Below are 15189 nucleotides of genomic sequence, written 5' to 3'. Positions count from 1 at the left end.
CAAGTCCGTCTCCGAGGTTCAGTTTCTGTCCTTGTCGCGAGAGTGTGTCCGGACGACTGATACGTCCAATAATTTGGTCTTGAGCCTTAGATACCGCATAGGTATGAAACTCCGATGGAGTTGCGGCATCTTCGCTATTTCCGCGCGATCGGGCGCGAGGAGCATTTCGGCCGCGCCGCGATCGCCCTGCGCGTCGCGCAGCCAGCGCTGACCCGTCAGATCCGCGATCTGGAGGCCGAGCTTGGCGTCGAGCTGTTCGAGCGCTTGCCGCGCGGCGTCCGGCTGTCGGAAGCTGGCCGGATTTTCCTGGCCGATGTCGAGGAGATCCTCGCGCAGGTGGACCGCGCAGCGGATCGCGCCAAGCGGCTGGGCAGCGGCCATCTCGGGACGATCCGCGTGGGTCTGAGCGAAATCATCGCCGCGCATGAATTCATCTCATACGGCCTGCTCCAGTTCCGCGAGAGCGAGCCGGGCGTCGCGCTGGAATTGCGATCGATGGGATCGATGCAACAGATCGCCGCGCTCAAGGAAGGCACGCTGGACGCCGGGATCCTCTATGACGCGCATGTCGATGAGCGGGATCGCGACAATCTCGAGCATGTGACCATCGGCATCGGTGAAACGATGCTGGCGGTTCCGCGCAATCATCATCTGGCCGAGCGGGACAGCGTCACCATGGCGGAACTGGCCGACGAACCGGTGCTCTGGCCGGAACGGCGCGCCCAGCCCGGCTATTATGACCGGTTGATGACCGCCTGTCTGGAAGCTGGTGGAGCACCGCGCGTGGTGCAGGAATGCACGACCAATTCGATCCTGCTGAGCCTGGCTGCGGTCGGCATGGGCGTCGGCTTCATGACGGTCAGCAAGCCTTTGCCGTCATTCCAGAACATCCGCCTCGTGCCCATCTCCGACCTCAATCTGGCGCTCCATGTCCTGTTGGTCTGGCGCCGTCGGGACCAGTCGGCCGCCCTGCGGCGTTTTGCGACTGTCATGGCCGAGCGCGCATCCGCGCCGCAGGGGGCCTGATCTCGATCTGCCGGGCTTGTCCCCCTATATGGGTGACAGGCGATGATCCCCAGACCTGCTAGTCTGGCGCGAGAGGAGCAGCCCGATGACCGAACCAAGACCGCTGAAAGGCATGTATCATTTCGCCTACCCGTGCCGGGACGCGGAAGAGACTCGCCATTTCTACGAGGACATCCTCGGCCTGCCGATGGTCAATTGCATGCTCGCCGAGCGCGTGCCCAGCACCGGCGAGGAAAGCCCCTATGTGCATTTCTTCTTCGAGCTGGGCGACGGCAGCTACATCGCCTTCTTCGATCTGGGCGGCGACGAGATGCCCGCCCCCTCGCCCAACACGCCGGCCTGGGTGCAGCATTTCGCGATCGAGACGGCCTCGCTCGACAATGTCCGGGCGATGCAGGACCGCCTCAAGGAGCATGGCGTGGAGACCATCGGCATCGTCGACCACGAGTTCGTGAATTCGGTTTATTTCTTCGATCCCAATGGTTTGCGGCTCGAGATTACCACCCGGACGGAAGAACCCGGCTTCCTGCAGCAGGCGGCGGCCGAGGCGCACGACACGCTCAAGACCTGGACTGAGCGCAAGCGCAAGGCGCTGGCCTCGGCCTGACTCGCCGGTCGGTTCGTTCTGCTCCTGTGAGACGCTACTCCTGCAAAAGCAGGAGCATTGTCTCTCATTTCAATCCGAGCCAGCGTCTCAGAAATTGAACCGCGCGCCCACGCGGAAGTAGCGGCCGATCGTGTCGAAATAGGTTGGGTTGGTGTAGAATTGCGTCTCCGGCGCTGCCGGCGGCGCGCGGTCGAAGAGATTGTTCACCGAGCCGAACAGCTCGATGCCATGGGCACGGTCGCCATAAACCCGCACTGATCCGAACAGATTGACGTAGAAGCGCCCGCCGACATTGTTGTTGTTGATGCTGTTGGCGACCGTGGTCGTATAGCCCGCATCGCCCGGCGCGCTGTAGATGGCATCATATTTGCCCTTGGTGATCCAGCGGCCCTGCACGGTGAGGCTGAACAGCGGCCCGTCATAAGTGAGGTAGCTGTTGATGATCCAGTCCGGCGCGGCGATGGCGGCCGACTGCCCGGTCTGGCCGGCGCGGTCGATCGACTGGCGGAAGCTGGTCGCTTCCAGCTTGCTCACATAGGTCGCGAGGCCGCGCCAGGTGAGCGCGCTCCCCTCGCCCAGCGGATAGCGATATTGCGCCTCGAAATCGATGCCCTGTGCGGTCAGTCGATCGAGGTTGAGCGAGACGTTGCGGATCTGCGTGATCGACTGGTTGGCGCCGAAGGTGATGAGATTACAGGCGATCTGCACGCCGGCGAAGCAGCGATCGACGATCTGCTGCACGCCGCCCGGCGCCGTCGCGATATAGTCCTTCACCCGGATGCGATACCAGTCGACCGAGAGCCGCAGCCCCTGCGCCGCACTGCCCGGCTGGATGACGATGCCTGCCGTGGTGGTGTCGGCCGTCTCGGGCTTCACCGTCGGCGAGCCACCCGAGAAGATGGCGGGCGTATTGGCCGAGTTGGTGAACCGGTTGGTGATTGGCGTGAAGGCGCCGGCCGAAGCCAGGAACAGCTCGGCGAAATTGGGCGCGCGAATGTCATGGCTCTGCGTCACGCGCAGGCGCAGCCAGTCGACCGGCTCCCACAGGCCGCTGATCTTCCAGGTCGCCCGGGTGAAGGCATTGCTGGCGGCGGCGCGCAGATAGCTGCCGAAGCCCTGAATGTCGTAGCGCGTGACGCGGGCAGCGCCGTCGAGGCTCAGCGACTTGGTCCAGCTCGCATCCTTGACGAGCGGGACGCCGACCTCGGCATAGCCTTCAAGCACCTTGCTCGTGCCCCGGTAATCCGAGCCGAAATTCTGGAAATAGGCATATTGGTTGGAGAGCGCGTCGTGCACGACCGAGATCTTGTCGACGCGATACTCGACACCGCCGGCAACGGAGACCGGGCCGGCAGGAAGCTCGGTGATGTCGCCCCGGACGTTGGCGGCCAGCACATGCTGCTGGAGCCTGATGTCCTCACGCAAGGTGCCGAAGATATAGGCCTTGCCCTGGGGCGTGACATTCCCGGCGCCGAAGAGATTGATCGGAACGCAGCCCGCGGCCGCCTGGCGCAGCGCGGCATTGGCACTGAGCAGGGCGCGACAGGTCGGGTTGCCCGTCACCGGGTCGCGCACCGCATCGATCGCATATTGGAAGCGAGCGTTGGCCGCCGCATAGGTCGCGGGGTTGGTCAGCGACTGGGTGGGATCGCCAGTGACCAGATTATTCTCGACCGTCTGGAGCCGGTCGGTGCGGCCATATTGATAATAAGCGTCCCAGTTCCAGCTGCCGCCCAGGTCGCCTTTGAGACCGGTGGTGAAGCGATAGGTATCGGCGGTCGAGACCGAATAGCCGCGTCCGACATCGTCCAGCACGCGGCCGAGGCTGAAGGTGGCTGCCGCCGGGCGCTCCGTCAGGCCCGGCGCCGGGCCGACGATCGCTCGGATTTCCGCCGGCATATAGGGATTGTCCGCGAAGACCGGGATCGACGCGCTGAAATAAGCGGTCTGCAGCAGCTTGCCGATGATGTGGCCATAGGATCCCTCGATGAAGCCGCTCAGCCTGTCGCTGAACTCATAATCGGCATGAGCGAACGCGGAATAGCGCGTCACCGGCACGGTGATGTTGGCGTCGGTGTAGGTCGGGTAGAGATCGCCGCCGATCTGGCTCAGACCGAAGGCCGGCGAGCCGGGCCGATAGGCCAGCACAGCGCCCGTCGGCGAGAAAGTGATGCCGTTGGTGCCGCGCAGGTTGCGGATCGTGGCGCCGGTTCCGGCTGCATTATTGTTGATCGAGACGACACCCGCGCTGTTGAAGAACCAGCCGGCATTCTCGTTGCTGCGCACCAGATTGGGCAGGCCGTTGGTTGCGAAGCCGGTGTTGGTGACATTGGCGCCGGAGGTGCACCAGTCGCGCGTGAAGCAATTGCCGATGCCCTTCTGGTCGTCATATTCACCGCCGATGAGAAAGTGTCCGCGCCCGCCCGCGAACTTCGTGCCAAAGGCGAGCCCGGCATGGAAATTGTCGCCGTCGCCCTTGCCGGACACGCCATAATCGGCTTGTCCCTTGACCCCCTCGAAATCCTTGTCGAGGATGACGTTCACCGCGCCGGCGATCGCGTCCGAGCCATAGGCGGCCGATGCGCCGCCGGTCACCACCTCGATGCGGCCGACGAGCACGGAGGGCACGAGGTTGAGATCGACCGTTCCCTCGCGCGTCGAAGGCGCGAACCGGCGGCCATCGACCAGCACCAGGTTGCGGCTGGTGCCGATGCCGCGCAGGTTCACGATGTTGGCACCGACATTGAAGCTGCCGAACCCCTGTGTGGCCGGTGAGGTGCTGGCGCGGAAAGCCGGGAGCTGGTTGAGGCCGACACCGACATTGGTGATGGCGAGCTGCTTGAGATTGTCGCCGCCGAGCACGGTCACCGGTGTGGGCGTGTCGAACGTGGTGCGGCCGAGGCGCGATCCCGTCACGATGATCGCCTGATCCGAGGCTGTCTCGGCACTAGATTGCGACGTCTGCGCCTGCGCCGATCCGGTGCCGATCAGCCCGATGGCCAGCGCCGTGCTGGCCAGCCATGCGGCAGACATGCGACATCCGCGGCGACAATCTCTCGCTGAAAATCCGGGCATTTCTCTCTCCTGTTCCCTGTTCTTCGAACGCCGGCAAAATCCGGCGCGCAGTTCACCCGCTCGACATGCGCCCTTTTCTGGTTCTGGATGACGTGCTTCGATGGATCGCGAGGCGAGCGCCGGCCAATGGATATGACCGACGGAAATTGCGGTTGCGAAAGAGCAACGCAGAGCCTCCCTCATTCTGTTCGGCACTCTGGCGGTGCCACGGACGAACTATCGCACGAATCGAGACAGAATCAACGACATCTGTTGATTTCGCAACTGATTGAACCATCAGGTGAAACGCTTCCTCTCGATCTGCATTGTCCGGCGAGCCGGTTCGATCCTCCCCTCCCCCAGTTTTCGCAGCGCAAAACCTAGACAGAGCGCGCCTCAGCGGTCAGGAAGATCGTTCACGGTGCAGGGTGGAACGAATGGCGCGAGAGGGCATGGCGGAGCAGTCACGGCGGCGGGTCCAGTCGATCGAAGTCGGCTTTCGGGTGCTGCGGGTCCTGCGCATGGCCGAGGGGCCACTGCCGCTGCGCGAGATCGCGGCGCGCGCCAGCATGCCGCCCAGCAAGGTTCATCTCTATCTCGTCAGCTTCGTGCGCGAGAACATGGCTTATCAGGAGCCGAGCAACGGCTATTATGGCCTCGGCTCCTTCGCCATCCAGCTCGGCCTCGCGGCCGTCCGCCAGCTCGATGTCGTCAGTCTCGCCGCCGACGTGCTGACGCAGCTGCGCGACCAGACCGACTGCGCCATTTATCTCTCGCTCTGGGGCGATCAGGGGCCGTGCATCGTCGCCAAGGCGGACGGGGGGCGGCAGGGCGCCTTCGCGCTCCGGCTGGGCTATATCCTTCCGCTCGGCACCACGGCGAGCGGCCTCATCTACCTCGCCCACATGCCCCGGTCGGAAACGCAGGCACTGCTCGATGCGCAGACCAGCGTGCGCCGCGCCAACGGTGGTCGCCTGCCGCTGGCCATGGACCAGCTCGACGGACCGATCGAGGCGGTACGCGCGAACGGCTATGCCTCGACGGTCGGCCAGCTCAACCAGAACTTCGCGGCCGTCGCAGCGCCGGTCTTGGGACCACAGGGCAATCTCGCGGCGGTGCTGACCCTGCTCGGCCCCATCGAATATGTGACCGCCAATCGTGACAAGTGCGTGGGGCTGGTACCGGCGGCGGCGCAGAGCGTTTCGCGGCAGCTGGCGGAAGGGGCCGGATAGGTCGGATCACGACGCCTTTGCGGACATTGAGATTGCCGTCACCCCGGACTTGATCCGGGATCCCGCTTCCTCTGTGCGATATCGAAGTATGCCCCGAACGTGTGAAAAAGGAACAGCGGGACCCCGGGTCAAGCCCAGGGTGACGTCGGTGGGAGAGGCAGCGCCCGCTCACCGCCGAAACCCGGTCATCGCCGTCACGGCATCGCTATAGCGCCATCGCGATCGATTTGACCTCCGTATAGGCATCGATGCCCTCGCGGCCATTCTCGCGGCCCCAGCCGGATTGCTTGAAGCCGCCAAACGGCAGCGCCGGATCGAGACCGCCGCCATTCACCCGCACCGTGCCGGCCTTGAGCTTGCGGGCCAGCCCATGCGCGGCGGAGAGATTGTTGGTCCACAGGATCGCGCCCAGGCCATAGTCGCTGGCATTGGCCTGCGCGGCAATCGCCTCCAGATCCTCTTCGGCGAAGGACATGGCGCACAGCACCGGGCCGAAAATCTCCTCGCGGCGCACGGCCATTTGCGCGTCCGTGTCGGTGAGGATCGTCGGCGCGACGAACGAACCGGGGCCGCCGATCTCGCGCCCGCCCGCGCGCAGGGTCGCACCGGCCGCAACGCCGCCCTCGACATAGGAGCGGATGCGATCGCGCTGGGTCGCGCTGATCACCGGCCCCATCTGGGTATCCGCCTCGAACCCGCCGCCGACCTTCATCGCCTCGGCGATCTTCGACACGCCCTCCACCACCTCATCATAATGGCGCTGATGGATGAACAGTCGCGAGCCAGCATTGCAGATCTGGCCGGCATTGCCGAAGATCGAGCGCGCGGCGCCCTCGATCGCGCGCGGCACGTCGGCATCAGGCAGGATGATGCAGGGCGTCTTGCCGCCGAGCTCCAGCGTCACCCGCTTGAAGTTGCCGGCCGCGGCCTGGAGGATCAGGCGGCCAACCTCGGTCGATCCGGTGAAGGTCACCTTGTCGACGCCGGGATGCGCGGTGAGCGCGGCACCCGCCGACTCCCCGAAGCCGGTCAGCAGATTGAACACGCCGTCCGGGAAGCCGATGTCCGCGATAAGATGCGCGAGCCGCAGCGCCGTCATCGGCGTCTCCTCGGCGGGCTTGAGGATCACCGCGCAGCCGGCCGCCAGAGCCGGCGCGATCTTGGCGACGGCCATGGCGATCGGCGCGTTCCACGGCACGATCTGCGCCACCACGCCGACCGGCTCGCGCGTCGTGAAGGCATGCCAGGTGCCAGGGCCGGACAGCGATATGCTCTCGCCATTCAGCTTGGTCGCCCAGCCGGCATTGTAGCGCAGCAGATCGACCGCATAGGGTAGGTCGAAGAAGCGCGCGTCGCGCACCGGCTTGCCCTGGTCCATCGTCTCCAGCGCGGCGAACTCGTCGGCATGCGCTTCCAGCGCGTCGGCGAGGCGATTGAGCAGCAGGGCGCGGGCATTGGGCTTCATCTCGGTCCAGGCCGGGTCCGCCATCGCCTTGCGCGCGGCCTGGACGGCGAGATCGACGTCGGCCGCCATCGCCTTGGCGACATGGGCGACATGCGCGCCGGTCGCCGGGTCATGGGTCGCGAACCGCTCGCCCGATTGCGGCTCGACCCAGCGACCACCAATGAAGAGCTGATGCCGTCCCGCCGCGAAGCGACGCGCCTCATCGAGTGCGGGCACCGGCGGTTTCTCCAGGGTCTGCGCGTCCGACATTCCGTTCCTCCTCGGCTGGGTCAAAAGGCGGCTTTGTGCCGGTGAGGCTCCATTAAACGACCGCGTTAGGCCTTGTCGAACGCTATTTGCCATGACACAACGCCGGCACGGGAGCGGATGCAGGGCATGCAGGAACAGGATTATATCGTCGTCGGCGCCGGGTCGGCCGGGTGCGTCCTCGCCAACCGGTTGAGCGAGGATGGCGCCAACGCGGTGCTGCTCCTCGAGGCCGGCGGGTCGGACGAGAAATGGCTGCTCAAAATGCCGCTCGGCTTCATGATGGCGGCGGGTGATCCGGCCATCGACTGGGGCTATGAGAGCGAGCCTGATCCCAAGACCGGCGGCCGCACCCAGCCCCTGCCGCGCGGCAAGTTGCTCGGCGGCTGCTCCTCGGTCAACGGCATGATCTATATGCGCGGCCATTCCGGCGATTATGACGGCTGGCGGCAGATGGGCGCGACGGGCTGGAGCTATGCCGATGTGCTCCCCTACTTTCGCAAGATGGAAACGAGCTGGCACGGCGCCGGGCCTTATCATGGCGGCGATGGCCCCCTCGCCGTCACGCCGGTCGAGAACGATCATCTGCTCGGCGCGCCCATCGGCGCCTCCGTGCTCGCCGCCGGTTTCGAAGCGAGCGAGGATCTGAGCGGCGCGCAGCAGGAGGGCTTTTCGCGCTGCGAGGTGACGGTCGATCGCCGGGGCCGCCGCGCCAGCACCGCGCAAGCCTATCTCAAACCCGCCCGCACGCGCCGCAACCTGCGCGTGGAATCGCAGGCGCAGACCACCCGAATCCTCATCGAGAATGGCCGCGCGGTCGGGGTCGAATATCGCCGGAACGGCGCGCTCCATCAGGTCCGCGCCCGTAAGGAAGTGATCCTCTCCGCCGGCGCCTATGGATCACCGCAATTGCTGATGCTCTCGGGCATCGGCCCGCGCGACCACCTCGCCGAGCATGGCATCGCGGCGCTCGTCGATGCCCCGCAGGTCGGGCGCAATCTCTCCGAGCATCCGGTGCTCTACATGAGCTTCAACGCGCGGGAGGAAACGACGTTTCTCTCCGCCCTGCGCTTCGATCGCGCGGTGCGATCGGTGCTGCGCTGGTGGGCGACCGGCAAGGGACCGTTCGCCACGCAGATCACCAGCGGCATCCTGATGCTCAAGACCCGGCCCGAGCTGTCCCAGCCGGACATCCAGCTCGTCTTCCTGCCGGTCCGGCTCGACGCCAAGCTCTGGTATCCGTTCGGCGCGCAGCAGAGCCACGTCCTCTCGGTGATGGTCATGCAGCTGCATCCGGAGAGCCGCGGCACGGTCGAGCTGCGCTCCGCCGATCCGGCCGAGCGGCCGCGCATCGACCTTAACCTCCTCTCGACGCCCAACGACTTCGCCGAGTTGCGCGGCGGGGTCGCAGCGGTGCGGCGCATCTTCGCGTCGGCCCCGCTCGCCGACATGGTCAGCGGCGAGCGCGCGCCAGGTGCGGCAGCACAGGATGATGCCTCGCTCGACCAGTTCATCCGCGACAATCTCAAGATCACCCAGCATCCCTGCGGCACCTGCCGGATGGGCGAGGATCCGGCCGCGGTGGTCGACAGCGAGCTGCGCGTGAAGGGCATCGAGGGCCTGCGCGTGGTCGATGCCTCGGTCTTCCCGACCGTGCCGGGCGCCAACATCAATGCGGCGGTGATCATGGTCGCCGAACGCGCCTCCGACCTGATCCGGGGACGAACCCCGCTGGCACCGGCCGATTGATGGAGCTGCAATTCACGCAGGACGAGCAGGCTTTTCGGGCCGAGGTGCGCAATTATCTCCTCGCCAATGTCCCCGAGCGCATCCGCACCGCCGTCTATCAGGAACAGCCCTTGCCACGCGCCTGGACGGTGGAGGCGCAGCGGATCCTCAACCGCGCCGGCTATGCCGTGCCGCACTGGCCGCTCGAATGGGGCGGCCGCGACTGGTCGGCGGTCAAGCGCGCGATCCTCGCCGAGGAGATCGACCGCAACGCCGTCCCCAAACCGCTGGCCTTCAATGTCGCGCTGGTCGGTCCGGTCATCGCCGCCTTCGGATCGGAGGCGCAGAAGCGGCGCTTCCTCCCCGCCATCGCCAATCTCGACCTGTGGTTCTGCCAGGGCTTTTCCGAGCCCAATGCCGGCTCCGACCTCGCCTCGCTCAAGACCTCGGCCGTGCGCGAAGGCGATGCGTATCGCGTCAACGGCCAGAAGATCTGGACCACCTATGCGCACGAGGCCGACTGGATCTTCTGCCTCGTGCGCACCTCACAGGAAGCGCGCAAGCAGCAGGGCATCAGCTTCCTGCTGATCGACCTCGCGACGCCCGGCATCGAGGTGCGCCCGATCCGCTCGATCGACGGCTTCCACCATCTCAACGAAGTGCATTTCGACAATGTCCTGGTGTCCGCCGACAATCTCGTCGGCGAGGAAGGCAAGGGCTGGGATTATGCGCGCTACCTACTCGGCCAGGAGCGCACCTCGATGGGCAATGTCGGCTTCACGCGGCGGCGGCTCGACCGCGTGCGGGCGCTGGCGGAACAGGCATCGGGCGAACATGGCGCCCAGCTGATCGACGATCCCGCCTTCCGCCGGCGGCTGACCTGGGCCGAGATCGAGCTGAAGGCGCTGGAGATCACCCAGATGCGCGTCGTCGCCTCCGCGCCGGTGCAGGGCATCGATCCAAAGACCTCGATCCTGAAGACCGAAGGCGGCGAACTTCTCCAGCGCGCCGCCGAGCTGCTGATCGACACGCTCGGTCCCGGCGCCCTGACCGCGGGGTTTCCCGAGGCAAGCGAGGACGCGCTTTTCGACGGCCTCGATGCGCGCTCGGGCATCGTTTCCGCCTATTTCAGCTCCCGCAAATATTCGATCTTCGGCGGCTCCAACGAGATCCAGCGCAACATTCTCGCCGGCTCGGTGCTGCGGCTGGGGCGGCCGTCGTGAATTTCGATCCGAGCGAAGAGCAGATCCTGCTTGCGGACATGGCGGGGCGTCTGTTGGCGAGCCACGCCACACAGACCGTTCGCGACCCCGCGGCCGAATGGCGCGACTGCCTCGATCAGGGCCTGATCGGCCTGCCCTTCACCGAGGCGCAAGGCGGCTTCGATGGCGGCCCCGAGGAAGTCATGATCGTCATGGAAGCGATGGGTCGACACCTGTCGCAGGCGCCCTATCTGCAATCGGTGCTGCTTGCCGGGCGGACGCTGGCGCTCGCCGGCGCAGACGAAGCCCTGACCGGCCTGCTCGCGGTGGGCGCGCGCCATGCCCTGGCGCTGTTCGAGCCGGGCCAGCGCTATCGCTGGGATGCGCCCGCGACCCGCGCCGAACCGACCGCCGAGGGCTGGACGATCAGCGGCGCGAAAGTCGCGGTGCTGGATCATGACGGCGAAACCGTCCTGCTCTGCCCCGCCGCGACGCCGCGGGGGCTGGGCCTGTTCCTGATTCCGCCGGGCACGTCCAATGTCCTGCTCGCCATCCAGCCGACGCCGGACGGCCGCCACGCGACGGACGTGACGCTGGACGCCGTCACTCTGCCGCCCGAGGCCGCGATCGGCGATCCCGCGCGCAACCGCGCGATCCTCGCCGAGGCTGTCGACGGCGCCATTCTCGGCGCCTGTGCGGAGATGGTCGGCGCGATGGAGCAGTTGCTCGCCATCACCGTCGATTATCTCAATGTCCGCCAGCAGTTCGGCGCCGTCATCGGATCGTTCCAGGCCCTCCAGCACCGCGCCGCCGACATGCTGATCGCCATCGAGCGTGCCCGCTCGATCATGATCTACGCAGCCTCGATGATGGAGGCGCCGGAAGCCCGGCGCAGCGTCGCCGTCGCGGCCGCCAAGGCGCTGGTCAATCGCTCGGCGCGGTTCGTGGGGCAGCAGGCGATCCAGCTCCATGGCGGCATGGGCCTCGCCAGCGACTATCCCGCCGGGCGCTATTTCCAGCGGCTGACGGTGCTGGGGATGCTGTTCGGCGACACCGATCATCAGCGGGCGGTGGTGGCGGCTGGCGGCGGTTGGGCGGGCTGACACCTACCCCGTTCGTGTCGAGCGAAGTCGAGACACGCAAGGGCGGCTCTCTCGTGTCTCGACTTCGCTCGACACGAACGGAAGACCCCCAAGTGGATCAGGTAGAGCTAGCTCCCCGCCGCTTCGCGCGCCTTCACCACGTCATGGAACGTCCGCGTCGCTGCCACGGCGGACGGCCAGCCGGCATAGAAAGCGAGATGGATCATGATTTCCTCCATCTCCTTCATCGTGATGCCGTTCTCCAGCCCGAAGCGGATATGGTTCTCCAGTTGCCCGAGGCGCCCGGAGGCCATCAGCGCCGCAATGGTCAGCATCGATCGGTCGCGCGGCGCGAGGCCCGGCCGCTCCCACACCTCGCTGTAGAGCACCCGGTCGGTCAGCTCGACGAAATCGGGCGCGACGGCTTTCAGCTCATCGCCCTTGGCGGCGCTCGGCCTTCTCATCCATCCTGCTCCTCTTCCCGCTTGTAGTGGCCGTGCCCGGGTTTGAAGGTCTTTTCGTCCAGAAACTGGGTCAGCCCCTGCTCGCGTCCCTTTTCCCGGTCGACGAAGGTGGTCTGGTCACCCTTGGCGGTCAGATATTCGGCCGCCTGCTCCCAGTTCATCTCGCGCGCATATTTGTACGCCATCCGCGCCTGACGCAACACGGTCGGGTTCTTGTCGATCAGGATCTTCGCCAGCTCGCGGGTGCGCGCCTTGAGCCGGTCCTTCGGCACCGCCTCGTTGACGAGGCCGAGCTCCTTGGCCCGCCGCCCGTCGAACTTCTCGCCGGTCATCACATAATAGAGCGCCTCGCGGTCGCCCATCAGCGTCGAGATCGCCTTGGAGACGACGCCACCAGGGATGATGCCCCAGTTGATCTCGGAGAGGCCGAACACCGCATCCTCGTCGGCGATCGCCAGATCGCAGCAGATGAGCGGCGTGAACGCTCCGCCGAAGCACCAGCCGTTGACCATCGCGATGGTCGGCTTGGCGTAATACATGAGCGTGCGCCATTGCCAGGCGCGCGTCTCGCGGTAGGCGCGGTGGCGCTCGACGTCGGAGATGCCGTCGGTCGCGCGGAAGAAATCCTTGAGGTCCATGCCGGACGAGAAGGCTTCGCCGCTGCCGGTCAAGACGATGCATCCGGCGCGATCATCCACCTCCAGCGCATCGAACACCGCGTTCATCTCCCGCGCGAGGCCGACGCTCATCGCGTTGCGCTTCTCGGGCCGGTTGAGATGCACCCAGGCAATGCCATCCTCGAACTCGACTTTCACGGTGTCGCCGCCGGGTATCGCTTTATCGGTCATGATTGTCCTCGTCCTGTTCCTGTCGTTGCTCAGCGCGTGACGATCAGGGCATCGAGCGCGACCGCCCCCTGCCCTTCCGCCAGCACCATGAGCGGATTGATATCGATTTCCTCGATGCCGATGCCCGCGCGCATCGCCGCGCCGACCTTGACCACCACATCGGCGACGGCGTCCACGTCACGCGCCGGCTGGCCGCGAAAGGCGCCGAGCAGCTTGGCGCCGCGCAGCCCCCGGATGCGCTCGACGGCGCGGGCATGGGAGATGTCGGCCGGCAGCAGTTCCGCCGCGTCCAGCGCCTCGATCCAGACGCCGCCCAGGCCGACCAGCACCGAGGCGCCCCAGTGCGGATGATGCCGCGCGCCCACGATCATCTCGAGGCCCGGCGCGGACATCTGCTCGACCAGCACGCCGTCCAGTTTCGCACCGCCGATATTGGCCATCAGCCGGTCCCAGCCGGCGCGCAGGTCCGCCTCGTCGCGCAGGTTGAGGATCACGCCGCCCACATCGCTCTTGTGCGACAGCGCCGCCGCCTGCGCCTTGAGCACCAGCGGGAAGCCGATCCGCCTCGCGATCGCCAGCGCCTCCTCGACCGTCCCGGCCAGCCCGCCCTCGGGCACGCGCACGCCGATCCGGCGCAGGAAATCCTTGCCGGCATATTCCGGCTTCACGCCCGCCTCGGCCCAGCCGGTCAGGCCGCTCGCCGGCGCCGTGCGGTCCTCGACATGACGCAGCGCCGATGCATAGCGATTGACCGCCGCGAAGGCGCGCATCGCCCGCTCGGGCGAGCGGAACAGCGGTGTCTCGCTGTCGCGCATCGCGCTGAGGAAGTCCGGATCGAGGGGCGCTTCGTCACCGGTCAGCGCCATCACCACCGGCTTGCCGGATGCCAGCGCGACGGGGATGACCGCGTCCGACTTGGAGCGCTGCTGCGGCGGTGCCCCGCTCGCCATCGGCAGCAGCACGCCGCTCACCGCGGGGTCATCCAGCATGATCTCGCTGGTCTCGCCATAGACGGCGCCGCTGACGAAGCCGGTCGTGCCGACATCGAGCGGATTGTCGATCTCCAGCCCCGGCAGCTTCTCGGCCAGCCGGGCGAGCGTGGCGTCGCTCACCTGCGCCAGCGGCAGGCCGATATCCTCGGCAAAATCGAAGCACATGCCCCGGATCGCGCCACTATTGGTGACGATGGCCAGATCGCCCGGCACCGGCTCCGGATAGCGATGCAGGATGGCGAGCGTGTCGAACAGCTCATCCATCGTGTCGACCGCCACCACTGCCTCATTCTCGACGGCGCTGCGCATCAGCGCATAGTCGCCCGCCATCGCGCCGGTGTGCGATGCCGCCGCCGCCATGCCGCGCTGACTGCGGCCGGGATGGAGCATGACGATCGGGATGCCCGCCGCCCGCGCCTTTCGCGCGGCGGCGAGGAAGCGCTGCGGATCGCCGATCTGCTCGGCATAGAGGGCGATCGCGCCGGCTGATCCGTCGCTGACGATGAAATCGATGAGGTCGCTGCCGTCGATCACCGCCTCGTTGCCGGTCGCGACGGACAGCGAGACCGAAATGCCGCGCCCCTGCATGGCCGCGCGGATATTGGACGCCGTCGCACCGCTCTGCGCGATCACCGCGACGCCGCGCCTTTTGCCGGGGGGCATGGGCTGCACCGGCTCGAAGGTCAGCGCAACATTGGCACGATAATTGGCATAGCCCAAGCAGTTGGGGCCGAGCAAAGCCATGCCTGCCTCCCGGCAGATCGCCGCGGCGCGCTCCTGCTCGCGCCGCCCCTCCTCGCCAGCCTCCGCAAAGCCGGAAGCAAAGACGACCAGACCGCCGACATCCCGGCGCGCACAGGCCTCGACCATCGGCAGGATCGCGGCGCGCGGCACGTTGAGCACAGCGGCATCGACTCCCATCGGCAGCTCCTCGGCCGACTTGATGCAGGGCCGCCCGTTGATCTCGTCGCGCGTCGGGCTGATCAGGTGGACGTCGCCGCCGAAGGCAAACCGCTCGACATTGGCGAGCACCGATCCGCCCATCGTCTTGGCATCCGGGGAGGCGCCGGCAATGGCGATGGAGCGCGGCCGCAGCAGGCGCGAGAGCGCGGCGCCCATGTGCCTCTCGGCGCGCTCGGGCGCATCGATCGTCGCCGCATCATACTGCAAGGCCATCCTCCACTCCCGGGTCTTTGCACCCTGTTTGGCACCTGTCCCGGTGGGGTCCAATGCCGTTTTGGAC

The 15189-nt window shown here is 66.6% G+C and carries 11 protein-coding genes; 6 read left to right on the top strand and 5 right to left on the bottom strand.

The genetic code is table 11. From position 1 onward, the window contains the following. Positions 1 to 114: 114 nt before the first annotated feature. Together KK488_RS10290 and KK488_RS10285 are read left to right on the top strand one after the other, a co-directional pair. Positions 115 to 1026 (top strand): LysR family transcriptional regulator, encoded by a 912-nt coding sequence (locus tag KK488_RS10290; protein WP_214623181.1) that lies wholly within the window; start codon positions 115 to 117, stop codon positions 1024 to 1026. Positions 1027 to 1111: 85 nt separating this feature from the next. Further along, positions 1112 to 1633, top strand: coding sequence for a VOC family protein (locus tag KK488_RS10285; RefSeq protein WP_214623179.1), 522 nt, complete (start codon positions 1112 to 1114; stop codon positions 1631 to 1633). A gap of 87 nt (positions 1634 to 1720) precedes the next feature. Here KK488_RS10285 and KK488_RS10280 read toward each other — a convergent pair whose 3' ends face one another. Then, positions 1721 to 4666 (bottom strand): TonB-dependent receptor plug domain-containing protein, encoded by a 2946-nt coding sequence (locus KK488_RS10280; RefSeq protein ID WP_214623177.1) that lies wholly within the window; start codon positions 4664 to 4666, stop codon positions 1721 to 1723. A gap of 473 nt (positions 4667 to 5139) precedes the next feature. Between KK488_RS10280 and KK488_RS10275 the strand changes: the two genes are divergently transcribed. Beyond that, positions 5140 to 5919, top strand: coding sequence for an IclR family transcriptional regulator (locus KK488_RS10275; protein ID WP_214623175.1), 780 nt, complete (start codon positions 5140 to 5142; stop codon positions 5917 to 5919). A gap of 205 nt (positions 5920 to 6124) precedes the next feature. Here KK488_RS10275 and KK488_RS10270 read toward each other — a convergent pair whose 3' ends face one another. Then, positions 6125 to 7633: an aldehyde dehydrogenase family protein gene (locus tag KK488_RS10270; protein ID WP_214623173.1), complete on the bottom strand. Its 1509-nt coding sequence runs from the start codon at positions 7631 to 7633 to the stop codon at positions 6125 to 6127. Between the two features lie 126 nt (positions 7634 to 7759). Here KK488_RS10270 and KK488_RS10265 point away from each other — a divergent pair, with 126 nt between their 5' ends. From KK488_RS10265 to KK488_RS21585, 3 genes are read left to right on the top strand one after another with little or no spacing between them, the layout of a single operon-like run. Further along, positions 7760 to 9379: a GMC family oxidoreductase gene (locus KK488_RS10265; protein WP_214623171.1), complete on the top strand. Its 1620-nt coding sequence runs from the start codon at positions 7760 to 7762 to the stop codon at positions 9377 to 9379. Continuing rightward, positions 9379 to 10581, top strand: a complete 1203-nt coding sequence (locus tag KK488_RS10260) for an acyl-CoA dehydrogenase family protein (protein ID WP_214623169.1) — start codon at positions 9379 to 9381, stop codon at positions 10579 to 10581. Before KK488_RS10265 ends, KK488_RS10260 begins: the two co-directional genes overlap by 1 nt. Then, on the top strand, positions 10578 to 11663 hold the full coding sequence (locus KK488_RS21585; protein WP_214623167.1) for an acyl-CoA dehydrogenase family protein: 1086 nt from the start codon (positions 10578 to 10580) through the stop codon (positions 11661 to 11663). The genes KK488_RS10260 and KK488_RS21585 overlap by 4 nt, the downstream gene beginning before the upstream one ends. Positions 11664 to 11770: 107 nt before the next feature. Here KK488_RS21585 and KK488_RS10250 read toward each other — a convergent pair whose 3' ends face one another. The 3 genes from KK488_RS10250 to KK488_RS10240 are packed head-to-tail and all read right to left on the bottom strand — an operon-like array spanning position 11771 to position 15122. Beyond that, positions 11771 to 12106 (bottom strand): carboxymuconolactone decarboxylase family protein, encoded by a 336-nt coding sequence (locus KK488_RS10250; protein ID WP_214623166.1) that lies wholly within the window; start codon positions 12104 to 12106, stop codon positions 11771 to 11773. Beyond that, positions 12103 to 12954 carry a p-hydroxycinnamoyl CoA hydratase/lyase gene (locus KK488_RS10245; protein WP_214623164.1) on the bottom strand — a complete coding sequence of 284 codons (852 nt, stop codon included), beginning with the start codon at positions 12952 to 12954 and terminating at the stop codon, positions 12103 to 12105. Before KK488_RS10245 ends, KK488_RS10250 begins: the two co-directional genes overlap by 4 nt. Positions 12955 to 12983: 29 nt before the next feature. Further along, positions 12984 to 15122, bottom strand: coding sequence for an acetate--CoA ligase family protein (locus KK488_RS10240; RefSeq protein ID WP_214623162.1), 2139 nt, complete (start codon positions 15120 to 15122; stop codon positions 12984 to 12986). Positions 15123 to 15189 lie beyond the last annotated feature (67 nt).

This window comes from Sphingobium nicotianae (assembly GCF_018603885.1).
Lineage (GTDB): Bacteria > Pseudomonadota > Alphaproteobacteria > Sphingomonadales > Sphingomonadaceae > Sphingobium > Sphingobium nicotianae.
The sequence above is the reverse complement of the archived record's forward strand: the minus strand, read 5'-3'. Positions and strand labels throughout refer to the sequence as shown.

Excerpts from the sequence above, each read along its gene's own strand:
- KK488_RS10290 (WP_214623181.1), top strand. The coding sequence starts at position 115 with ATGGAGTTGCGGCATCTTCGCTATTTCCGCGCGATCGGGCGCGAGGAG.
- KK488_RS10285 (WP_214623179.1), top strand. The coding sequence starts at position 1,112 with ATGACCGAACCAAGACCGCTGAAAGGCATGTATCATTTCGCCTACCCG.
- KK488_RS10280 (WP_214623177.1), bottom strand. The coding sequence starts at position 4,666 with ATGTCTGCCGCATGGCTGGCCAGCACGGCGCTGGCCATCGGGCTGATC.
- KK488_RS10275 (WP_214623175.1), top strand. The coding sequence starts at position 5,140 with ATGGCGGAGCAGTCACGGCGGCGGGTCCAGTCGATCGAAGTCGGCTTT.
- KK488_RS10270 (WP_214623173.1), bottom strand. The coding sequence starts at position 7,633 with ATGTCGGACGCGCAGACCCTGGAGAAACCGCCGGTGCCCGCACTCGAT.
- KK488_RS10265 (WP_214623171.1), top strand. The coding sequence starts at position 7,760 with ATGCAGGAACAGGATTATATCGTCGTCGGCGCCGGGTCGGCCGGGTGC.
- KK488_RS10260 (WP_214623169.1), top strand. The coding sequence starts at position 9,379 with ATGGAGCTGCAATTCACGCAGGACGAGCAGGCTTTTCGGGCCGAGGTG.
- KK488_RS10250 (WP_214623166.1), bottom strand. The coding sequence starts at position 12,106 with ATGAGAAGGCCGAGCGCCGCCAAGGGCGATGAGCTGAAAGCCGTCGCG.
- KK488_RS10245 (WP_214623164.1), bottom strand. The coding sequence starts at position 12,954 with ATGACCGATAAAGCGATACCCGGCGGCGACACCGTGAAAGTCGAGTTC.
- KK488_RS10240 (WP_214623162.1), bottom strand. The coding sequence starts at position 15,122 with ATGGCCTTGCAGTATGATGCGGCGACGATCGATGCGCCCGAGCGCGCC.